The sequence below is a fragment of the Pseudomonas benzenivorans genome (assembly GCF_033547155.1).
GTDB lineage: Bacteria > Pseudomonadota > Gammaproteobacteria > Pseudomonadales > Pseudomonadaceae > Aquipseudomonas > Aquipseudomonas benzenivorans_B.
The window spans coordinates 425293-448086 of record NZ_CP137892.1 but is presented as its reverse complement, the minus strand read 5'-3'; the positions used below and the strand labels follow the sequence as shown (position 1 = coordinate 448086).

17 protein-coding genes are annotated in these 22794 nt (G+C 62.7%); 2 read left to right on the top strand and 15 right to left on the bottom strand.

Annotation, left to right across the window (positions count from 1 at the left end; genetic code table 11):
• The first annotated feature begins 22 nt into the window (after positions 1–22).
• Entirely contained in the window at positions 23–424 is a 402-nt protein-coding gene (locus SBP02_RS02135; RefSeq protein ID WP_318644774.1) for a hypothetical protein, read from the top strand.
• Positions 425–486: 62 nt separating this feature from the next.
• On the opposite strand, the gene hemE is transcribed toward SBP02_RS02135, so the two are convergent.
• The 11 genes from hemE to SBP02_RS02080 form a co-directional block, all read right to left on the bottom strand.
• On the bottom strand, positions 487–1554 hold the full coding sequence (hemE, locus tag SBP02_RS02130; RefSeq protein WP_318644773.1) for a uroporphyrinogen decarboxylase: 1068 nt from the start codon (positions 1552–1554) through the stop codon (positions 487–489).
• A 214-nt stretch (positions 1555–1768) separates the two neighbouring features.
• Positions 1769–3187 carry an FAD-dependent oxidoreductase gene (locus tag SBP02_RS02125; protein WP_318644772.1) on the bottom strand — a complete coding sequence of 473 codons (1419 nt, stop codon included), beginning with the start codon at positions 3185–3187 and terminating at the stop codon, positions 1769–1771.
• Between the two features lie 33 nt (positions 3188–3220).
• Positions 3221–7669, bottom strand: a complete 4449-nt coding sequence (gene gltB / locus SBP02_RS02120) for a glutamate synthase large subunit (RefSeq protein WP_318644771.1) — start codon at positions 7667–7669, stop codon at positions 3221–3223.
• A 238-nt stretch (positions 7670–7907) separates the two neighbouring features.
• On the bottom strand, positions 7908–9491 hold the full coding sequence (locus tag SBP02_RS02115; protein WP_318644770.1) for an SPOR domain-containing protein: 1584 nt from the start codon (positions 9489–9491) through the stop codon (positions 7908–7910).
• Positions 9492–9501: 10 nt separating this feature from the next.
• On the bottom strand, positions 9502–10605 hold the full coding sequence (aroB, locus tag SBP02_RS02110) for a 3-dehydroquinate synthase (RefSeq protein WP_318644769.1): 1104 nt from the start codon (positions 10603–10605) through the stop codon (positions 9502–9504).
• A gap of 51 nt (positions 10606–10656) precedes the next feature.
• Positions 10657–11175 carry a shikimate kinase AroK gene (gene aroK / locus SBP02_RS02105; protein WP_318644768.1) on the bottom strand — a complete coding sequence of 173 codons (519 nt, stop codon included), beginning with the start codon at positions 11173–11175 and terminating at the stop codon, positions 10657–10659.
• A 4-nt stretch (positions 11176–11179) separates the two neighbouring features.
• Positions 11180–13276: a type IV pilus secretin PilQ gene (gene pilQ / locus SBP02_RS02100; RefSeq protein ID WP_318646285.1), complete on the bottom strand. Its 2097-nt coding sequence runs from the start codon at positions 13274–13276 to the stop codon at positions 11180–11182.
• Between the two features lie 54 nt (positions 13277–13330).
• Positions 13331–13855, bottom strand: coding sequence for a type 4a pilus biogenesis lipoprotein PilP (gene pilP, locus SBP02_RS02095; protein ID WP_318644767.1), 525 nt, complete (start codon positions 13853–13855; stop codon positions 13331–13333).
• Positions 13855–14475: a type 4a pilus biogenesis protein PilO gene (gene pilO / locus SBP02_RS02090; RefSeq protein ID WP_318644766.1), complete on the bottom strand. Its 621-nt coding sequence runs from the start codon at positions 14473–14475 to the stop codon at positions 13855–13857. Before pilO ends, pilP begins: the two co-directional genes overlap by 1 nt.
• Entirely contained in the window at positions 14472–15044 is a 573-nt protein-coding gene (pilN, locus tag SBP02_RS02085; protein ID WP_318644765.1) for a type 4a pilus biogenesis protein PilN, read from the bottom strand. The genes pilO and pilN overlap by 4 nt, the downstream gene beginning before the upstream one ends.
• Positions 15044–16108, bottom strand: a complete 1065-nt coding sequence (locus tag SBP02_RS02080; RefSeq protein ID WP_318644764.1) for a pilus assembly protein PilM — start codon at positions 16106–16108, stop codon at positions 15044–15046. Before SBP02_RS02080 ends, pilN begins: the two co-directional genes overlap by 1 nt.
• Before the next feature lie 184 nt (positions 16109–16292).
• On the opposite strand from SBP02_RS02080, the gene SBP02_RS02075 reads away from it, so the two are divergent.
• Entirely contained in the window at positions 16293–18713 is a 2421-nt protein-coding gene (locus tag SBP02_RS02075) for a penicillin-binding protein 1A (RefSeq protein ID WP_404824377.1), read from the top strand.
• A gap of 93 nt (positions 18714–18806) precedes the next feature.
• Here the strand turns inward: SBP02_RS02075 and SBP02_RS02070 are convergent, their stop codons facing one another.
• From SBP02_RS02070 to rpmE, 4 genes are all read right to left on the bottom strand, one after another.
• Positions 18807–20075 (bottom strand): malic enzyme-like NAD(P)-binding protein, encoded by a 1269-nt coding sequence (locus SBP02_RS02070; protein WP_318644762.1) that lies wholly within the window; start codon positions 20073–20075, stop codon positions 18807–18809.
• A 103-nt stretch (positions 20076–20178) separates the two neighbouring features.
• Entirely contained in the window at positions 20179–21612 is a 1434-nt protein-coding gene (locus SBP02_RS02065; RefSeq protein ID WP_318646284.1) for a M48 family metalloprotease, read from the bottom strand.
• Positions 21613–21614: 2 nt separating this feature from the next.
• Positions 21615–22415, bottom strand: a complete 801-nt coding sequence (locus SBP02_RS02060) for a thermonuclease family protein (RefSeq protein ID WP_318644761.1) — start codon at positions 22413–22415, stop codon at positions 21615–21617.
• Positions 22416–22441: 26 nt separating this feature from the next.
• Positions 22442–22657, bottom strand: a complete 216-nt coding sequence (gene rpmE, locus SBP02_RS02055) for a 50S ribosomal protein L31 (protein ID WP_318644760.1) — start codon at positions 22655–22657, stop codon at positions 22442–22444.
• Positions 22658–22794: the final 137 nt, after the last annotated feature.

Below are 22794 nucleotides of genomic sequence, written 5' to 3'. Positions count from 1 at the left end.
CAAGACCAAAGGAGATCAAGGAATGAACAGAATTGCCCGTAGCCTGCTTCTGGGCCTCGCACTGCTCGGCATCGCCGCCTGTGCCACAAAGCCCGTCGAGAACATTCAGCAGACCGCTCCCGCCTCGAGCGTGCGGGGCGCCTCGGAAATGCAGAAGGCTATCCTCGGCGCCTTGAATGAACGCGGCTGGCTGGTGCAGCAGACCAGCGACGCACAAATCCTGGCGGAGATCAACGTACGCGGCCGCCACCACGCGGAGATCGCCATCCCCTACAGCGCCAGCCAGTTCGAAATCCAATACCGCAGCAGCCGGGGCCTGGACTACAAGAGCGGCAAGATCCACCGCAACTACAACAAGTGGGTAAACATCCTGCGCGACGACATTCTGCGCAACCTGCAGGCCAGCAGCCTAAGTCTGAACTGAAGAATCGACGCCCATGAAAAAAGCCCGGCATTGCCGGGCTTTTTTCATACTCGGGCTGTCGCTCAGCCGTGGTATTGCGTCGACAACTCATGCACCGCTTCGAGGAAGGCCCCGGCGTGGGCCGGGTCGACCTCCGGGGTGATGCCGTGACCGAGGTTGAACACGTGGCCCGAGCCCTGGCCGTAGCTGGCGAGGATGCGCGCCACCTCGGCGCGGATCGCCGCCGGCTTGGCATACAGCACCGTGGGGTCCATGTTGCCCTGCAACGCCACCTGGTTACCGACCCGGCGGCGCGCCTCGCCGATGTCGCAGCTCCAGTCCAGGCCCAGCGCGTCGGCGCCGGTGGCGGCCAAGGACTCCAGCCACAGGCCACCATTCTTGGTGAAGAGAATCACCGGCACCTTGCGCCCGTCGTGCTCGCGGATCAGGCCGGCGACGATCTTCTGCATATAGGCCAGGGAGAATTCCTGGTAGGCCGCCGCCGACAGGTTGCCGCCCCAGGTGTCGAAGATCTGCACCGCCTGGGCGCCGGCCTGGATCTGCCCGTTGAGGTAGCTGGTGACCGACTGCGCCAGCTTGTCGAGCAGGGCGTGCATGGCCTGCGGGTTGTCGTAGAGCATGGCCTTGGACTTGCGGAAGTCCTTGCTCGAGCCGCCCTCGACCATGTAGGTGGCCAGGGTCCAGGGGCTGCCGGAGAAGCCGATCAGCGGCACCCGGCCGTTCAGCTCGCGGCGGATGGTGCGCACCGCGTCCATCACGTAGCCCAGGTCCTGTTGCGGGTCGGGAATCGGCAGGGCCTCGATGTCGGCGGCGCTGGCGATGACCTTCTTGAAGCGCGGCCCCTCTCCGGTCTCGAAGTACAGGCCCTGCCCCATGGCATGGGGGATGGTCAGGATGTCGGAGAAGAGGATCGCCGCGTCCAGCTGCGGATAGCGGTCCAGCGGCTGCAGGGTGACTTCGCAGGCGAACTCGGGGTTCATCATCAGGCTCATGAAGTCCCCGGCCTTGGCCCGGCTGGCGCGGTACTCGGGCAGGTAGCGACCGGCCTGGCGCATCATCCACACCGGGGTGACGTCGACGGGTTGCTTGAGCAGGGCGCGAAGGAAGCGGTCGTTCTTCAGGGCAGTCATGGCAGTTCCTGAGACAAAGTAGGCGGCAAAAAAGTGCGGGCATTTTCGCAGACCGCAAAACAAAAGGCACGGCGAGCGCCGTGCCTTTTGTTCATTGCGACGATTTGCCTCGGCCGCAGGATGGGGCGGACCGCGTAGGTTAGCCGAAGGCGTAACCCATAGGTGATCGACGGGTATCGCTGCGCTCAACCCATCCTACGCCAGCCGCAACAGATCAGACACCTAGGTAATCGAGGATGCCTTCGGCGGCGTTGCGCCCTTCGAAGATCGCCGTCACCACCAGGTCGGAGCCCCGCACCATGTCGCCACCGGCGAAGATCTTCGGGTTGCTGGTCTGGTGCTTGAACTGGCTCTTCTCCGGCGCCACCACGCGGCCCTGGCTGTCGGTCTGGATCTCGAACTGCTCGAACCAGGGCGCCGGGCTGGGGCGGAAGCCGAAGGCGATCAGCACGGCTTCGGCCGGGATGACTTCCTCGGAGCCGGGGATCGGCTCGGGGCTGCGGCGGCCGCGGGCATCCGGTTCGCCGAGACGGGTCTCGACCACCTTGACGCCCTCCACCTTGTCCTCGCCGACGATGGCGATCGGCTGGCGATTGAACAGGAACTTCACGCCCTCTTCCTTGGCGTTCTTCACTTCCTTGCGCGAGCCCGGCATGTTGTCTTCGTCGCGGCGGTAGGCGCAGGTCACGCTCTTGGCGCCCTGGCGGATCGAGGTGCGGTTGCAGTCCATGGCGGTGTCGCCGCCCCCGAGTACGACGATGCGCTTGCCCTTCATGTCGATAAAGTCTTCCGGCGCCTTCTCGAAACCGAGGTTACGGTTGACGTTGGCGATCAGGAAGTCCAGCGCATCGTAGACGCCCGGCAGGTCCTCGCCCGGGAAGCCGCCCTTCATGTAGGTGTAGGTGCCCATGCCCATGAACACGGCATCGTACTCGGCGAGCAGCTGCTCCATGGTCACATCGGTGCCCACCTCGGTGTTGAGGCGGAACTCGATGCCCATGCCGCTGAAGACCTCGCGGCGATTGCTCATCACGGTCTTCTCGAGCTTGAACTCGGGAATGCCGAAGGTCAGCAGGCCGCCGATTTCCGGGTTCTTGTCGAACACCACCGGGGTCACACCGTTGCGCACCAGCACGTCGGCACAGCCCAGGCCCGCCGGGCCGGCGCCGATCACCGCGACGCGCTTGCCGGTCGGCTTGACCTTGGACATGTCCGGGCGCCAGCCCATGGCGAAGGCGGTGTCGGTGATGTACTTCTCCACCGAGCCGATGGTCACTGCGCCGAAGCCGTCGTTGAGGGTGCAGGCACCCTCGCACAGACGATCCTGCGGGCAGACCCGGCCGCAGACCTCCGGCAATGTGTTGGTCTGGTGGGACAGTTCGGCGGCGGCGAGGATGTTGCCCTCGGAGACCAGCTTCAGCCAGTTGGGAATGAAGTTGTGCACCGGGCACTTCCATTCGCAATAGGGGTTGCCGCAACCCAGGCAACGGTGAGCCTGTTCGGAGGCCTGGGCCGGTTTGAAGCTGTCGTAGATCTCGACGAACTCCTTCTTGCGCTGACGCAACAGCTTCTTCTTCGGGTCTTTGCGCCCGACTTCGATGAACTGGAAGTCGTTATTCAGACGTTCAGTCATTTCAAAACCTCATCAAACTACTGCAGGCGCAAATCATTGCGGGTTGGCACGGGTGCTGGAGAGCAGCGTCTTCAGGCTCGCGGCCTTCGGCTTGACCAACCAGAACTTGCGCAGGTAGTCGTCCAGGTTTTCCAGCAGGGTACGGCCCCACTCGCTGGCGGTTTCCTCGACGTACTCGGCCAGCACGCGCTGCAGGTGGCTGCGATAAGCCTCCATCGCCTCGTTGTTGATCCGCTGGATCTCCACCAGCTCGTGGTTGACCTTGTCGTAGAAACTGTTGTCCAGGTCGAGCACGTAGGCGAAGCCGCCGGTCATGCCGGAGCCGAAGTTGTAACCGGTCTTGCCCAGCACGCAGACGAAACCGCCGGTCATGTATTCGCAGCAGTGGTCGCCGGTGCCTTCCACCACGGTGTGGGCGCCGGAGTTGCGCACGGCGAAGCGCTCGCCCGCGGTGCCGGCGGCGAACAGCTTGCCGCCGGTGGCGCCGTACAGGCAGGTGTTGCCGATGATGGCGCTGTCCTGGGTGGCGAACGGGCTGCCCGCTGGCGGGGTGATCACCAGCTTGCCGCCGGTCATGCCCTTGCCCACGTAGTCGTTGGCGTCGCCCTGCAGGTACAGGTTCAGGCCGCCGGCGTTCCACACGCCGAAGCTCTGCCCCGCGGTGCCCTTGAAGCGGAAGGTGATCGGCGCCTTGGCCATGCCCTGGTTGCCATGCTTGCGTGCGATCTCGCCGGACACGCGGGCGCCGATGGAACGGTCGCAGTTGCAGATGTCCAGCGCGAACTCGCCGCCGCTGGCCGCATCGATGGCCGGCTTGGCCAGCTCGACCATCTTCTCGGCCAGCAACCCCTGGTCGAACGGCGGGTTCTTCTCCACCTCGCAGAACTGCGGCTTGTCGGCCGGGATGTGCGCGCTGCCGAGCAGCGGGCTGAGGTCCAGGTTGCCCTGCTTAGCGGTCTCGCCCGGCAGCACTTCGAGCAGGTCGGTGCGACCGATCAGCTCCTGCAGGCTGCGCACGCCCAGCTTGGCCAGCCACTCGCGGGTTTCCTCGGCGACGTAGGTGAAGAAGTTCATCACCATCTCGACCGTGCCGATGAAGTGGTCCTTGCGCAGCTTGTCGTTCTGCGTGGCCACGCCGGTGGCGCAGTTGTTCAGGTGGCAGATACGCAGGTACTTGCAGCCCAGGGCGATCATCGGCGCGGTGCCGAAGCCGAAGCTCTCGGCACCGAGGATGGCCGCCTTGATCACGTCCAGGCCGGTCTTCAGGCCGCCGTCGGTCTGCACCCGCACCTTGCCGCGCAGGTCGTTGCCGCGCAGGGTCTGATGGGTCTCGGCCAGGCCCAGTTCCCAGGGCGCGCCGGCGTAGCGGATGGAGGTCAGCGGCGAGGCGCCGGTACCGCCGTCGTAGCCGGAGATGGTGATCAGGTCGGCATAGGCCTTGGCCACGCCGGCGGCGATGGTACCCACGCCGGCCTCGGCCACCAGCTTGACCGACACCAGGGCCTGGGGGTTGACCTGTTTGAGGTCGAAGATCAGCTGCGCCAGGTCTTCGATCGAGTAGATGTCGTGGTGCGGCGGCGGCGAGATCAGGGTGACGCCCGGCACCGCGTAGCGCAGGCGGGCGATCAGGCCGTTGACCTTGCCGCCCGGCAGCTGGCCGCCCTCGCCGGGCTTGGCGCCCTGGGCCACCTTGATCTGCAGCACCTCGGCGTTGACCAGGTACTCCGGGGTCACGCCGAAACGGCCGGTGGCCACCTGCTTGATCTTCGAGCTGCGCGCGGTGCCGTAGCGGGCCGGATCTTCGCCGCCCTCGCCGGAGTTGGAACGCGCGCCGAGGCGGTTCATCGCCTCGGCGATGGCCTCGTGGGCCTCGGGCGACAAGGCGCCGAGGGAGATGCCCGCGGAGTCGAAGCGCTGGAAGATGGACGCCAGCGGCTCGACCTCGTCCAGCGCCAGCGGCTGTTCGGCCAGCTTGGGCTTGAGCAGGTCGCGGATCATCGACACCGGACGGGTGTCGACCAGGGCACTGTACTCCTTGTACTTCTCGTAGCTGCCCTGCTGCACGGCAGCCTGCAGGGTGCTGACCACATCCGGGTTGTAGGCGTGGTACTCGCCGCCGTAGACGAACTTGAGCAAGCCGCCCTGTTGGATCGCCTTGCGGTTGTTCCAGGCCTCGCCCGCCAGCAGCTTCTGCTCGGCCTCGAGGTCGGCGAAGCGCGCGCCCTTGATGCGGCTGGCGACGCCACGGAAGCACAGCTCGGTGACCTCGTCGGCCAGGCCGACGGCCTCGAACAGCTGGGCGCCGCGGTAGGAGGCCATGGTCGAGATACCCATCTTCGAGAGGATCTTCAACAGGCCCTTGGAGATGCCCTTGCGGTAGTGCTTGAACACCTCATACAGGTCGCCCAGCACCTCGCCGGTGCGGATCAGGTCGCCGAGCACTTCGTAGGCCAGGAACGGGTAGACCGCCGAGGCACCGAAGCCGAGCAGCACCGCATAGTGGTGCGGGTCGCGGGCGGTGGCGGTTTCCACCAGGATGTTGCAGTCGCAACGCAGGCCCTTCTCCACCAGGCGGTGGTGTACCGCGCCGGTGACCAGCGCCGCGTGAGCCGGCAGCTTGCCTGGGGCGATATGCCGGTCGGTCAGCACCAGCAACACCTTGCCGCCGCGCACCGCCTCCTCGGCCTGGTCGGCCATGTTGCGCACGGCCGCCTCGAGCCCGAGGGTCTCGTCGTAGTTCATGTCGATCAGCTGGCGCTCGAAGCCCGGACGCTCCAGGGTCATCAGCGCGCGCCACTTGGCCGGCGAGATCACCGGGCTGCTGAGGATCACCCGCGCCGCATGCTCCGGCGACTCGCTGAAGATGTTGCGCTCGGCGCCCAGGCAGACTTCCAGGGACATGACGATGGCTTCGCGCAGCGGGTCGATCGGCGGGTTGGTGACCTGGGCGAACTGCTGGCGGAAATAGTCGTACGGCGAGCGCACGCGCTGCGACAGCACCGCCATCGGCGTGTCGTCACCCATGGAACCAACCGCTTCCTGGCCCTGCTCGCCGAGCGGACGCAGCACCTGGTCACGCTCCTCGAAGGTGACCTGGTACATCTTCATGTATTGCTTGAGCTGGTCGGCATCGTAGAAGGCCGAACCGTGGTCACGGTCTTCCAGGGTCGCCTGGATGCGCTGGGCATGCTTGCGCAGCCACTGCTTGTAGGGGTGACGCGACTTCAGGCGGTTGTCGATGTCGTCGGTGGTCAGCACCTGGCCGGTTTCGGTGTCCACCGCGAGGATCTGCCCCGGACCGACCCGGCCCTTGGCAATCACGTCCTCGGGCTGGTAGTCCCACACGCCGATTTCCGACGCCAGGGTGATGTAGCCGTTCTTGGTGGTGACCCAGCGCGCCGGACGCAGGCCGTTACGGTCGAGCAGGCAGACGGCGTGGCGACCATCGGTCAGCACCACGCCGGCCGGGCCGTCCCAGGGCTCCATGTGCATGGAGTTGAATTCGTAGAACGCGCGCAGGTCGGCGTCCATGGTCTCGACGTTCTGCCAGGCCGGCGGAATGATCATGCGCACGCCGCGGAACAGGTCGATGCCGCCGGTGACCATCAGCTCGAGCATGTTGTCCATGCTCGAGGAGTCGGAGCCGACGCGGTTGACCAGTGGGCCCAGCTCGTCCAGGTCGCCGATCAGCTCGTTGGCGAACTTGGTGCGACGGGCCTGGGCCCAGTTGCGGTTGCCGGTGATGGTGTTGATCTCGCCGTTGTGGGCGAGGAAGCGGAACGGTTGCGCCAGCGGCCACTTCGGCAGGGTATTGGTGGAGAAGCGCTGGTGGAACACGCAGATGGCGGTCTGCAGACGCTCGTCACCCAAGTCCGGGTAGAACTGCTGCAGGTCGGCCGGCATCATCAGGCCTTTGTAGATGATGGTCTTGTGCGAGAAGCTGCAGATGTAGTGCTCGACGTCAGCAGCGTTGGCCACGGAGGAGCGGCGCCGGGCGCTGAACAGCTTGATTGCGAAGTCCTGGTCGCTGAGACCCTCCCCGCCGACGAACACCTGCTCGATCTGCGGCAGGCGCTCCAGCGCCAGACGGCCGAGCACGCTGGTATCGACCGGCACCTTGCGCCAGCCGATCAGCTGCAAGCCTGCAGCGAGAATCTCGCGATTCATGTTCTCGCGGGCGGCCTCGGCCTTGGCCGGGTCCTGATTGAGGAACACCATGCCCACGGCGTACTGCGCGGGCAGGTCGACGGCGAAATGCTCCTGGGCCACGGCGCGCAGGAAGGCATCCGGCTTCTGGATCAGCAGGCCGCAGCCATCGCCGGTCTTGCCATCGGCGTTGATCCCACCGCGATGGGTCATGCATGTCAGAGCTTCAATGGCGGTCTGCAGCAGGTGATGGCTCGCCTCGCCCTGCATATGGGCGATCAGGCCGAAGCCGCAGTTATCCTTGAACTCATCAGGACGGTACAAACCTGCTTTCATAGGGACTCTCACCAGACTGCCTTTTTCAAGGCAATTGCTTTCAAATTCAACCACTTACCAGGCGCGCAGGACAAAGCCCCGGCTTTGCGCAGGCAAAAGGGAGGTCATTGTACATATCTGCCTGGGCCGTCACAAATCTTCGTGGCGAGCCATTGAAAGCTTTTGTCGCAAAAGCGAAGGAAGTGACCGATCGATCATGCTATCGACCGAGCGGTCATCATTCCGCAGACCGAAGCATCTAACGAGCCGAGGCAATTTCCTGCTTGATGCTGGCAAAGGTGCGAGGCCAGGGGCCGCCCGCCTGCACCTTGGCCGGCAAAGCCTTGAGCGCCGCCTGAGCCGCTTCGCGGGAGACAAAGCTGCCGTAGGTCACCACATACAGCGGCCGCCCCTGATGCAGCTTCTTGAAGTAGTGGTAGTCCGCCCCGTGCTGGCGCACAAAGGCCTGAGCACTGCTCTCTGCGCGCGCCCCCAGAATCTGCAAGGTATAGCGTGACGCCGCCTGCGCAGCATACCACCCTGCAGCTCCCTCCACCTTGCCTGCCGTCGCGGGCACCTCTTTCGGCTTTACCGCAGGAGCAGGAGCAGGAGCAGGAGCAGGAGCAACACTAGCCGTCGCTGGCGCCTCGACCACTGCTGGAGCAACTGCGGCGACAGCGGGCTGCGAAGGGGCAGGCGCGCCCGACACCGGCGACACCGGCGACACCTCGACACTCACACCAGCAGCCCCCTGCGCCTCATCGACCTCTTCAGCCGAGCCAGCACCCGCTGCCTGCGCCAGAGGCTGGCGAATGACCGGCTGCGCCTCTCCCACCAACGGCAGCGGCAACGGCTGGCTGGCGCCCGCAAACTCGATGGCCGGCGCGCCCCCTGAAACCACCTCGACAGCAGGCGCGGGCACAACCCCCTCCACGCCGGGCTGCCCTATCTGACCTAGCGGCAGCTGAGCCGTAGTCGGCCCGACCACCTCACCAGTCGAGCTCCCCTGCATCAGCCAGGCAGCCAGCACGCCAATCCCCACCACAGCTAGTGCCAGCAGATGCTTTTTCGGCAGGTTCAGCCCCGCACGCCGCTTAGCTCCCCGCCTGGCCAGCATGGCCTCGACAAGAACCTCACGCGCCACCTCGTTGATGCCGCCCGGCCACCCTCCCGAACGGCGATGCACATCCAGCACCTGCTCATCCGAAAGCAGCTCCAAACCCTGCCCAGCCCCCTCCAGGCGCTGCACCAGGTATTCGCGGGTCTCATCCTCGGCATAAGGCTGCAACGCGAGCGCATGGAAACACTCCTCCCCCTCGACCAGCGCCTCCAGTCGCTCGACCAGCTGCGGCTCGGCAAACAGGAACACATGGGCACGCCCCTCCCCGTCACCCTCGGCCAGCGTCAGCAAGCTCGCCAATGCGGCATCGCCGAGCTGCTCCGCGTCGTCGACCAGCACATAGACCTCTTGCCCGGTCAAGGCCATCTGCCCGATCTGCTTCAGGATGGCTGTCAACTCGGCCTGCTGAACCTGCAAACCCTGGGCAACCTGGCGCAACACAGCCCCAGGCTCGACTGCGCCCCGCGCAGAGACCACCACGCAATGAACGGCCTGCTTGTTGGTGCTGGCCACCAACGCCTGGCGCAGAAGCGTCTTACCGCTGCCTTGCGGGCCGGTCACCACCAACAGCAGCTGGCTGTAACGCGCGAGGTGATGCAGCTGCCCCAGCACCGGCTTGCGCTGAGCGGGAAAAAACTTGAAGCCGGGCACCCGAGCTGCGAAGGGGTCATGGCTGAAGTGGTAGTGATCGAGGAAAGCCTCGTCAGCGTGCAGACTGGTCATGGGGCACTCATTAGTGTTTTAACTGATCCACCAGCGCCACGTAATCGGTCGCGAGGGTGGCGTGCAATATCTCGTGCGGATAATCGCCGGTCACTACCGCCTCACCCAGCTGACGCAGCAGAACCAAGCGCAAGCGCCCGTCGAGCACTTTCTTATCGATGGCCATGTGCTCAAGAAAATCGTCCGGCGTCATGTCTGCCGGCGGCACCACCGGCAAACCGGCCGCCTGGAACAGGCGCACCGCCCGGTCACGATCGGCGGTCGAAATCCAACCAAGACGCCTCGACATCTCCAAGGCCATCACGGTACCCGCCGCCACCGCTTCGCCATGCAGCCAGACGCCATAGCCCTGATGAGTCTCGATGGCATGCCCGAAGGTATGCCCCAGATTCAGCGTGGCCCGCACTCCCGACTCGCGCTCATCGGCACCGACCACTCGCGCCTTGGCCGCGCAGGAGCGCTCGATGGCTACGGTCAATGCCGACTGATCGAGCGCCCGCAACGCCGCCATGTTTTGCTCAAGCCAGACAAGGAAGTCCGCATCGCAGATCAAACCGTACTTGATCACCTCCGCCAGACCCGCGGACAACTCCCGCGCCGGCAAGGTGTTCAGACTGGCAGTATCGATCAACACCGCCCGAGGCTGATAGAAGGCACCGACCATGTTCTTGCCGAGCGGGTGGTTGATCCCTGTCTTCCCCCCGACCGAGGAGTCCACCTGTGACAGCAAGGTCGTCGGGACCTGAATGAAATTGACCCCACGCTGGTAACAAGCCGCGGCAAAGCCCGCCATATCGCCGATCACGCCACCACCCAAGGCGATGACCGTGGTGCGCCGATCATGCCGCGCCGTCAGCATGGCATCGAAGATCTTCTGCAGGGTTTCCCAGGTCTTGAATGCCTCGCCGTCGGGCAGAACCACGGAGGTCAGCATGTAACCGCCCAGTACCGACTCGAGGGCACGCAGATAAAGCGGCGCCACCGTTTCATTGGTGACTATGGCCACCTGGCGTCCAGCAATGTGCGGGGCTAATAGATCGGGCCGAGCCAGTATGTCGGCGCCGATATAAATGGGATAACTACGCTCACCGAGATCGACCTGAAGAGTTTGCATGGAGCCCCCGGATTGAAAAGGGCCCTAGGATAGCGCAGTTCAGCCCGCGCTTTAACGGGGCGGCAGCGCTTCCAGGCGCTCCAGTATTTCCTGTACGACCAAGCGCGGCGGACGCTCGTCCGTCTCCACCACTACATCGGCAATTTCCCGGTACAGCGGGTCACGAACCGCCAGCAGATCGCTGAGCACCTTGGCAGGATCTGCAGTACGCAACAAAGGACGATTACGGTCGCGCGAAGTACGATCGAGCTGCTGCACGACCGAGGCATGCAAATAAACGACGCGCCCACCACGCCTGAGCGCCGCACGGTTTTCCGGACGCATCACCGCGCCGCCCCCGGTTGCCAACACCATGCCGTCGAACTCGCATAGCTCGGCGATCACCGCCTGCTCACGCTCGCGAAAGCCCTGCTCGCCCTCGACATCGAAAATCCAGGGAATATCGGCCCCCGTCCGTTGCTCGATTTCCTTATCCGAGTCCTTGAACGGAAGCCGCAGCTCTTTGGCAAGCAAACGCCCGATGGTGCTTTTTCCAGCCCCCATCGGGCCAACGAGGATCAAATTGCGCACTAGGTTAACGGCTCACGGCAATGGCCTGGTTGTTCATGATACGCGGAGTAAGGAAAACCAGCAGCTCGGACTTGTTATCCTGAACGACATCTCTTCGAAACAAGCGACCCAAGTACGGAAGATCACCCAAAAATGGGACTTTATCTACAGCACTGCTTCTTGTATTGGAGAACACCCCACCGATTACGATGGTTTCGCCGTCAGAGACCAGAACCTTGGCATTGACCTCATTCTTCTTGATCGAGGGAGTTCCATTGACCTCTTGAGTAAAGTCCGGCTCATCTTTGGTTACCTTTACCTCCATGATAATCCGATTATCAGGCGTTATCTGCGGGGTAACCTCAAGAGAAAGTACAGCCTCGGCAAAGGCGATAGTAGCAGCACCACTAGAGCTAGCCTCGGGATAAGGGATCTCAGAACCTTTCAATATTTTTGCCGTCTCCTTATCAGAAGTGACGACCTTCGGCTGAGAAATGATCTCACCGTTGCCGGTTTTCTCCATCGCCGAAAGCTCTAGATCAAGAATCGTATTATCCGTAATAAAACCTATGCCAATACCCGAAGTAGCATCCGACGCACCTATATCGACGAAGGGTGCATTAAATGGCAGTTTGATTGTATCTGCTGCACCAGCCGCCCCCTCTTCGAGAGAAATACGCTGACCACGCCCAAAGACGCTCCACTTATTATCACCTACAGAAGCCCCCCCCCAACGCACACCAAGACTCTTGTCAAAGTCAACATTAGCCTCAACTATGCGGGCCTCAATCATTACCTGCCTAACAGGAATGTCTAGCTGAGTAACGATACGTCGCAGCTCGTCAAGCCGATCCTGAGTCTGGTAGGCAATAATACTATTAGTTCTATCATCGACCGTAATGGAGCCACGCTCGTCAGCACTGGCGTCTGCGCTAGCGACCGACTGGAATAGCTTTGCCATGTCAGCCGCCTTAGCGTAGTTTACCTGAATCAATTCTCGGCGCAGCGGAGCCAACTCTGCAATCTGCTTCTGTGCCTCAAGCTCTTGACGCTCACGAGCTGCAATTTCGTCCGCAGGCGCGACTAACAGCACATTACCGACCTGCCGCTTATCCAAGCCTTTAGTTTTCAGAACCAGATCCAACGCCTGGTCCCATGGCACATTTTGCAGGCGCAGGGTGATATTGCCCTCAACCGTATCGCTAGCAACCAGATTAAGATCTGTAAAATCTGCAATCAACTGAAGGACTGAGCGAACATCTATATCCTGGAAGTTCAACGAAAGTTTTTCACCGCTATACGCAAAGCGCTCACTCTTGCGCTTATCAACCTCTTCCTGAGTCAACGGCTTTATACTCAGCGTAAGCTTATTGTCTGTCTGGTATGCCAAATAGTCGTACACGCCTACCGGCTCAATTACGATACTTGCCTTATCAGCTGACCCCGTCGCACTGACGAACTGCACCGGCGTCGCGAAATCCTTAACATCCAAGCGGACCCGGAGAGCATCAGGCAATAGTGTTTTCGCAAAGTCCAAGCGTATCTTGCCACCCTGCTCCTGAATATTCGGGCTTACGGAAGCATCGGACAAGGTAATAACCACATTACCCTCACCCTGCTCCCCCCGCTGAAAATCAATATTATTGATAGCTTTGCCCTGTGCAGCATATATCTTGGACGCAGGCGCACTTGCAGTGGTCGCTGCCACAACTGCTGGACGGAAAGAGGAGGCGCTCCCGCCGGCCCCTTCCCCAACCAATACATAAAGGTCATTGCCCTCAACCCGAGTACTGTAGGGCGACAAGCTGGTCAAGTTAATGATCAAGCGAGTCCGATCCTTGGCTTCGACTACAGTTACGCTGCGCGCATTGCCTACGCCTAGCTCTCGATTCTTAGAGCCCAGTTGATTGGAAACACCCGGTAGATCGAGAGCGATTCGCGCCGGCTGCTCGATTGTGTAACCGCGAGGCGCAAGAACCGGCTCATCGAAAGACAGCTTTAGTTCGACTCGATCCCCAGGCAAGGCAGCGACATCAAGCGCCTGCAGGTTTGCAGCAAGCAACGCAGGTGATAACAGCAGCGCGCACAGAGAAACACCTAGATGTGAAAGGGAGCCATTCATTCTCAGGTTCCGTTGAGCAGATCGGTTATTTTTCTTCATATTCATTTCGCCCCCTTAAGAGCGCTCCTTAAGGGAGAGGCTACGCGGCCGTTCGAGCCAGCCACCCTCACCGTCTGGAACGATTTCGATTACATCGACCTTGGACTCATCAATCGCAAGAATGCGTCCATGATTGCGCCCGAGATAGTCTCCCACCTTGACCCTGTGCACTCCCCCGGCGCCACTCACCAGGGCATACACGCTGTCCTCTTTAGCCAGGGTGCCGACCATCTCGAACACTTCAATATTGAAGCCCTCGAGAAACTGCTTGACACGCGCCTCATCAGGCTTGACTTCCTTGGACCCTTTCTGCCGCTGAACCATATCGATCTTGACTGGCGGTTGAAACGGATTGCGCAACGCTGCTGCGCTGTAGGTAAAACTCTCGTACGGCTGAAACTTAGGCACAGGCTCTATCGCCCCTTTCGGCCTCGCACGCACCTCATCCATATACGCTTGCAGATCGCCAAAATTACCACTCGAACCACAACCTGCCAGCCCCAGTGCAATCATAAGCGCCGCGAGACGGGAGCCATTCATTACTGCACCCCCTTATCGTTATAGCGGTAGGTTTTTGCCAGGATATTCATGCGTAGCTTGGAAGTGCTTTCCGCACTCGCAGGCACAAGCTCAAAGTCATGCAAGGTTACAATACGCGGCAGACTGGCAACGCCACTGACAAAGGTCGCAAGATCGTGATAAGCACCCACCACCTTTATCTGAATAGGCAACTCAATGTAGAACTGCTGGGTCACCTCAGGCAGAAGCTTGATCTCCTCGAACTCCAGCCCACTCCCCAAGCCAGTACGAGTTATGTCCTCAAGCAACCCTGGGACCTCGGTATCACTCGGCAGCTGCTTTAGCAATGCACCAAAGGAAACTTCCATCTCCTTCATTTGCTCTTTATAAGCTTCCAGGTTGGCGGCCTGAAACGCCTTTGTAGCAAACTGCTCCTTGAGCGCTACTTCTTCGCCCTCCTGAACCGTCAACTGCGCCTGCAAATCCTTCAGGTGAAAGTTGTAGCCCAGCGCCAACACCACCAGCAGCAATAAAAGTCCAGTACTGAACTTTACCGCCGCCGGCCAAGACCCGACATTGTTAAAATCCAAGTCATTGACATCAATCTTCCGCAGACTATCCAGCGAGTCACTCAGGCTCATTGCTTGGCCTCCTCAGCCTCTAGACCAGGCTGCGTCTGCTGCACGGTCAACTGGAATACATTGGCCTGATCGACCATACCTGCCGTGACGGCCTTAACCTCCGTCAAGTTGGGAGCCTCCAGCCACTCAGACGAATCCAGGTTACGCATGAGATTGGAAACCCGATTGTTCGACTCGGCAGCACCTACAATCGCGATGTTCTTACCCGTCAGTTTGAGCCCAGTAAAATAGACACCATCCGGCAAGGTCCTGACCAACTGATCGAACACTCGGCCAATGATCGGCCTATTGCCCTGCAAGTCCTGAATGATTTTCATCCGTTCCAACAGCTGCTGGCGACGGGTCTTCAGCTCACTAATCTCCTTGATCCGGGCATCCAGCACCGCAATTTCCTTGCGCACGAACTCGTTGCGCGCATTTTGCTCTTCGATTGCGCCATTCAAATACTGGTCGCCCAGGAAGACCACGCCAGCCGCAACCACCAGGACACCGCCGAGCGTGACCAAGAATCGCTGCTTGCGCTCCTCACGTAACTGTTCGCGCCATGGAAGTAGGTTAATCCGCGCCATTAGTCAAAACTCCTCAGCGCCAGCCCACAGGCAATCATCAATGACGGAGCGTCGCTGGCCAATGCCCCGGCATTGACTCTGCTGCCCAGAGCCATGTCCGCGAACGGATTGGCCACCAGCGTTTGAGTACCGATCTTCTGCTGTATCAGCCGATCCAGATCCGGGATGGAGGCCGTCCCGCCAGCCAGGAGGATGTAGTCGACATCATTGAACTGGCCCGCCGCGAAGAAGAACTGCAAGGAGCGCGAGACCTGCTGTACGACAGCCTCCTTGAACGGCTGCAACACCTCACTGTCATAGTCGTCTGGAAGGCCTCCCTGCTTCTTGGCGAGCCCAGCTTCCTCAACCGACAGCCCGTAACGCCGCTGGATCTCCTCAGTCAGCTGCTTGCCCCCGAACAGTTGCTCGCGCGTATAGATGGTCCGCCCATCATGCAGGACGCTCAGGGTCGTCATGGTCGCACCGATATCGACCACCGCCACTGTCAGCACCTCTTGCCCGCCGCCCAGTTGCTCCGCAAGCAGGCCGTAGGCGCGCTCCAGGGCATAGGCTTCGACGTCGACCACCTTGGCGGTCAAGCCGGACAGGGCCAGCGCGGCCTCTCGAACCTCGACGTTCTCCTTGCGACAGGCTGCGAGGAGTACCTCGACACGGTCGGGGTTGCGCGGCGAAGGCCCTTGCACTTCGAAGTCGATCGCCACTTCTTCGAGGGGATAGGGGATGTACTGATCAGCCTCGATCTTCAGCTGATTCTCGAGGTCATCGTCGGAAAGCCCGGCCTCCATCTCGATGGTCTTGGTGATCACTGCCGAGCCGGCCACCGCCACGGCGACCGATTTCACGCCGCTCCTGGCCTTGCTCAACACGCGCGTAAGCGCCTGACCAACGCCTTCCAACTCGGCGATGTTCTTCTCGACCACAGCATTTGGGGGGAGTGGCTCGACAGCGTAAGCCTCTACCTTGTAGCGGCTTCCGGAGCGACTCAACTCGAGGAGCTTGACCGAGGTCGAACTGATATCGATCCCCAGCAGCGTATTCGCATTCTTATTGAAGAGCCCTAGCACGACCGATTTCCTATTGGCATCCGCGACTTACGGACTATTTATGTTTTTTCACATTAAATAACAGTCTTGACAGAAGCGCAAATGGCTCCCCAGGAAAAAAAACGCTTATAATGTGAACAGTTTTTCCCTTTTGGCTTTGCCTTCCGCTTAACTCGTTCTTTTATCTGGAAATCCAAAAATCTTGATGCGTCTGCTGAAGTTTTTCTGCTGGTCCTGTGTCGCCGTTTTTTGCGGGCTGTTACTCAGTTTGAGCGGCGCGTTCCTCTATCTTAGCCCCAACCTACCTTCCGTCGAGTCGCTGCGCAGCATCCAGCTGCAGATCCCCCTGCGGGTCTACAGCAGTGATGCCAAGCTGATCGCGGAGTTCGGTGAGATGCGTCGCTCCCCCGTCGCTTTCGCCGACATACCTGCAGATTTCACCAACGCGCTGCTGGCCGCCGAAGACGACAATTTTGCCAACCATTATGGCGTCGACGTTACCAGCCTGATGCGCGCTGCCACGCAAATATTGAAAAGCGGGCAGATCCAGTCCGGCGGCAGCACCATCACCATGCAGGTGGCGAAGAATTTCTTCCTCACCAGCGAGCGAAGCTTCTCGCGCAAGATCAACGAAATACTCCTCGCCCTGCAGATCGAGCGGGAGCTGAGCAAGAGCGAGATCCTCGAGCTTTACGTCAACAAGATCTACCTCGGCAACCGGGCTTACGGCATCGAAGCCGCCGCCCAGGTCTACTACGGCAAGTCGATCCGCGATCTGAGCCTGGCGCAGATGGCGATGATCGCCGGCCTGCCGAAAGCCCCCTCGCGCTTCAATCCTTTGGTCAACCCCGCCCGTGCCAAGGAGCGACGCGACTGGATTCTCGGTCGTATGCTCCTGCTCGGCCGGATCGACCAGCAACGCTACGCAGCCGCCCTGGCCGAACCTATAGACGCCAGCTATCACGTGCCCACGCCGGAAATCGTCGCCCCCTACGTGGCGGAAATGGTCCGCGCCGAGATGGTCGGACGCTTCGGCAGCGATGCCTATACCGAAGGCTTCAATGTCACCACCACGGTGCCCAGCGACCTGCAGGACGCTGCTAACCGCGCGGTGCGCGAAGGCCTGATTGCCTATGATCAGCGCCACGGCTACCGCGGCCCGGAAAGCCGGTTACCCGGCATGACCATGGACACCTGGCGCCGCGAACTGACCAAGCAGAGCTCGCTGGGCGGCCTCGAGCCGGCCATCGTCACCCAGGTCGAAACCAGCGGCATCCTCGTGCTCACCCGCAGCGGCAAGGAAGAAGCGGTCGCCTGGGACAGCATGAAATGGGCGCGCCCCTTTCTCAGCACCAACAGCCTCGGGCCACGCCCCAAGCAGCCGGCCGACGTGGCTCAGATCGGCGACCTGATCCGCGTGCAGCGCCAGGCCGATGGCAGCCTGAGCTTCGTTCAGCTGCCGGCCGCACAGAGCGCCCTGGTCTCTCTGGACCCGCGCAACGGAGCGATCCGCGCCCTGGTCGGCGGCTTCTCCTTCGAGCAGAGCAACTATAATCGCGCCGCCCAAGCCAAGCGCCAGCCAGGCTCGAGCTTCAAGCCATTCATCTATAGCGCCGCGCTGGACAGCGGCTACACCGCCGCCAGCCTGGTCAACGACGCGCCCATCGTATTCGTCGACGACTACCTCGATCAGGTCTGGCGTCCCAAGAACGACAACAACACCTTCCTCGGGCCGATCCGCCTGCGCGAAGCCCTGTACAAGTCCCGCAACCTGGTGTCGATCCGCCTGCTGCAAGCCATCGGCATCGAATACACACTGGACTACGTCAGTCGCTTCGGCTTCGACAAACAGGACCTGCCGCGCAATCTATCCCTGGCGCTGGGCACGGCCAACCTGGCCCCGCTGGAGGTGGCCAGCGGCTGGACCAGCTTCGCCAACGGCGGCTACAAGATTCAGCCCTACCTGATCGAGCGCATCGAAGACCGCCAAGGCCAGCTGCTGTTCGCCGCCACCCCGGCCAGCGTGCCGAACACTACCCCGGCACAGGAGAGCACGGCCGAGGACGGCCTGCTCGCCACCGCCCAGGCGGCTCGGCCCACCCTGCCCGAGCCGGTCGTCGCCGAACGCATTATCGATGAACGCACCGCTTACATCATGACCAGCATGCTGCAGGACGTGATCAAGCGCGGGACGGGGCGCCGCGCCATGGCCCTGGGTCGCAGCGACCTGGCCGGCAAGACCGGCACCACCAACGAGTCCAAGGACAGCTGGTTCTCCGGCTACAACGCCGACTACGTGACCACCGTATGGGCCGGCTTCGACCAGCCGGAGAGCCTCGGCCGCCACGAGTATGGCGGCACGGTCGCGCTGCCGATCTGGATGAGCTATATGGGCGAAGCCCTCAAGGACAAGCCCAGCCATCCGCCACTAGAACCGAGCGGCCTGCTGACCCTGCGCATCGACCCGCACAGCGGGCGCACGGCATTGCCGGGCACCCCGGACGCCTACTTCGAACTATTCAAGAGCGAGGACTCGCCGCCACCGATGAGCGAACTCGACCCGAGCCTGGGCATTCCAGGCAGCCCGCTGCCCGCCGACGAGGTCGCGCCGCTGGACCTGTTCTAAGGCCCGGCCGACGGCGCTTCTCGAGCCTGAGGCGCCAGCTCGAACCAGAAAATAAAAAAACCCGCCGAAGCGGGTTTTTTTAATGGGACGGCCTTAGCCGTTGAACACCTCATCCACCGACTTCAGCGGATAGTGCTTCGGGTAGGGCTGGGTCGCCACGCCAGTCTCGATGGCGGCCTTGGCCACGGCGTCGCACACCAGGGTGATCAGGCGCGGGTCCATCGGCTTCGGAATGATGTACTCGCGGCCGAACTCCAGCTTGATACCGCCGTAGGCGTCGCAGACTTCCTGCGGCACCGGCAGCTTGGCCAGGTCGCGCAGGGCCAGGGCGGCGGCGATCTTCATTTCCTCATTGATGCGGGTGGCGCGCACGTCCAGGGCGCCGCGGAAGATGAAGGGGAAGCCCAACACGTTGTTGACCTGGTTCGGGTAGTCCGAACGACCAGTGGCCATGATCACGTCGCTGCGCACCTCATGGGCCAGCTCCGGCTTGATTTCCGGGTCCGGGTTGGAGCAGGCGAACACGATGGGGTTGGCCGCCATGCGCTGGAGGTCTTCCTGGCTCAGCAGGTTGGCGCCGGACAGGCCGACGAACACGTCCGCACCCTCGAGGGCATCGGCCAGGGTGCGTTTCTCGGTTTCGGTGGCGAACACCGCCTTGTACTGGTTCAGATCGTCGCGGCCGGCATGGATCACGCCCTTGCGGTCGATCATGTAGATGTTCTCGACCTGGGCGCCCATGCTCACCAGCAGCTTCATGCAGGACACCGCCGCGGCGCCGGCACCGAGGCAGACGATCTTCGCCGTCTCGAGGTTCTTGCCGGCGATTTCCAGGGCATTGAGCATGCCGGCAGCGGTGACGATCGCGGTGCCGTGCTGGTCATCGTGGAATACCGGAATGTCGCACTGCTCGATCAGCGCGCGCTCGATCTCGAAGCACTCGGGCGCCTTGATGTCTTCCAGGTTGATGCCGCCGAAGGTGATGGAAATGCGCTTGACCGTGTCGATGAAGGCCTGCGGGCTTTCCGAGTCGACCTCGATGTCGAACACGTCGATCCCGGCGAAGCGCTTGAACAGCACGCCCTTGCCTTCCATGACCGGCTTGGAGGCCAGCGGGCCGAGGTCGCCCAGGCCGAGGATCGCGGTACCGTCGGAAATGACAGCCACCAGGTTGCCCTTGCCGGTGTAGCGGTAGGCCAGCTCGGGGTCGCGAGCGATCTCACGCACCGGTTCGGCGACGCCCGGGCTGTAGGCCAACGACAGGTCGCGGGCGGTTGCAGTGGGCTTGGTCAGCTCGACACTCAGTTTCCCGGGGCGGGGTTGCGCGTGATACTCGAGAGCGGCGGTTTTCAGATCAGACATAGTGGCATTTCCGCTTTTTGGCTGTTGAACAGGCAGGCGTGCGAGGATACGCAACTTGTATACAACGGCACAAGACCGGCAGGTCAGCCCGACAACGGCTGACCTAGCGCACGATCTTGAGCCGATCGCCGGGTCGCGGCTCGCCCACCGGATAGAGATTGTTGAGCAGGCGCAGGCTCGCCTCGGCATCGCCCGGCAACCGGCTTTGCTTGGCCAGGGCGGCCAGGCTTTGCCCCGCCCGGGCCCGCACCACCCGCAGGCGCAGCGGTTCGGCCAGCTTGCGCTCGGCGGCGGCCAAGGGTCGGAAGCTGCCGATCACCTCGAGAAACTGGCTATCGCGGCTTTGCAGCGAAGCCTCACCGCGCACCGCGGCGACGAACAGATAGGCACGCCCCCCGTGCAGCAGTACCGCCACACGCCGCGGGGCACTGCCGGGAATGATCGCGCTATGGCCCTGCAAGCCGGCCTGCTGCAAAGCCTGCTGCGCCACCAGGCGCTGAGTGCCGGCCCGCTCGCGCAGCAACTGCGCGGCACCGAGGCCCTTGGGGTTGTCCACCAGGGTCAGGGCGATGACTGCCTGCCCATCGCCGGCGAGGCCGATCAGCGCGTCCGGGCGATTGTTGAGGGTCCAGCCGTCGGGGACGCCCAGGGTGAAATCCAGCTCGCCATGATAGAAGCGCTGGCCCCGGCGCACACCGGTGGCCGCCGAGTCGCCGAACGGCAACCCCTCCAGATGCTCGAGAAAGGCCTCGCGCTTGACCACCTGACTGCCGCTCGCCAGTGCCCGCGCCGGCCCCAGCACCTGCTGCAGGCGCCGGTCGTTATCCGGATGGGTATCGAACAGCCCGTGATAGCCGCTGCTCTGCCGCGTCTGGCCACGCCGGGCCGCCTGGTCGCGGGCGAAGTCCTCCTGCGCCTTGAGCACCTTGACCACCTCGATCATCGCCTGCGGGTCGTAGCCGCTGCGCGCCAGATACTGCGCCCCCAGGCCATCCGCCTCCAGCTCCATGTCGCGGCCGTAGCCACGGACGAAGGCGCCGCCCAGCACATTGGTCAGGTCGGCGGCGGCGCCGATACCCGTGCCGATAGCCACCGCCTGGCCGAGGATGTTCCAGGCGCTCGACTGGCTCTGCTGCTGCACGCTGTGGCGCGCAGTGACGTGCCCCACTTCGTGGCCGAGCACGGCCGCCAGCTCGGCTTCGGAATTGAGGTAGGCCAGCAGGCCACGGTGGATATAGATGTAGCCGCCGGGCAGGGCGAAGGCATTGATATCGGGACTGTCCACCACGGTGAACTGGTAGTTGAGCTGGCTGCGATGACTGTGCCGGGCGACCCGCTCGCCGACCTGCTGCACATAGGCCTGCAGTTTCTCGTCGGCATAACGCGGGTACTGCTTGAGGATCTCCTGGTTGTAGCGCTGGCCCAGCTCCAGCTCCTGGCGCTCGCTCATCATCACGAAATCGTTGCGCCCGGTCGCCGGGTTCAGCGCGCAACCGGCGAGCAGCAGCCCCCCCAATAACAGCAGCGCACAACGCATACTCATCGCAGCACCTCCAGCATCGCCTCATGGCTCAACGGCAACAGCCAACGGGCCTTCCCCGGTTTTACGCCGCCGCGCCGCGAGCGGTCAACCACCCAGCCGCGGGCCTCGACCCGCATGCCGGCCAGGCGCTGCAAGCGCTGCACATCGAAGTGCGCCAGGGCCTTGGGCGCCACCTGCAGCACCAGCGGGCCGTCGAGCTCCAGCCAGACGCCGCCGCCATTGCGCTCGACCCGTTCGACCCGGCCCCGGACCAGGGCGAAGCCGCCGCGGCTCAGCTGCTGCGGCGAACGCAGCGGCGGCTGGCGCCACAAACCGGCATGCGCCTGCCGCGCCTGCTGCTCGGCCGCCCGCTGGCAGTCGAGCAAGGCCAGGTTGGGGGCGATGGCCACCAGGTAGCCGAGCCCCTCGGCCAACAGCTGCGCCTCGAGATTGCGTCCCCGTGCATCGAAACCGTGGGCCAGGGTACGGCCGTAGCGATCCCTGGCCTCGCGCCCGAGCTGCAGACCGATACGCCGCCCGCTGGCGCTCACCAGCTCATCGAGACGGCGCCTCGCCGCCTCGGCGTAGGGCTCGGCGGAGCGGCCATCGCGCCCCAGTTCCGGACTGTTCAGACCGATCAGGCGCACGCTGCGCCCGTCGGCCAGACGCAGGGTGTCGCCGTCCACCACCCGCTGCACCTGCACGCTCTGCAGCGGCCCCGACGGCGGGCACAAGGCCAGCGCCGGCGCCAGGTAAAACGCGGAAACGAAAAAGGCGCCCACTAGGGACGCCTTTCTCAGTAGCGCGGAACAAGCCATCGGGCTGTTTCCGGCGAGTCGGCTGCTTACTTGGCAGAACCGAACATGCCGAAACGCTGCTTGAAGCGATCGACGCGGCCGCCGGTATCCAGCATCTTCTGCTTGCCGGTGTAGAACGGGTGGCACTCGTTGCACACGTCCAGGCTCAGCGGCTTGCCCAGGGTGGAGCGGGTCTCGATCACGTTGCCGCAGCTGCAGGTGGCGGTGATGGCTTCGTAAGTCGGGTGGATATCGGCTTTCATGGTGGATTCCTCGGGGCTGTCGTGCCGCCACCCGACACTATTGTCGGATACCGCACGGAAATAGGCCGCGGATCATACCAGACCGGCAACCCGTTGCAAGCCGCCGCCCCTGCCGGCTGTCGCGGGGGGGGCCATGC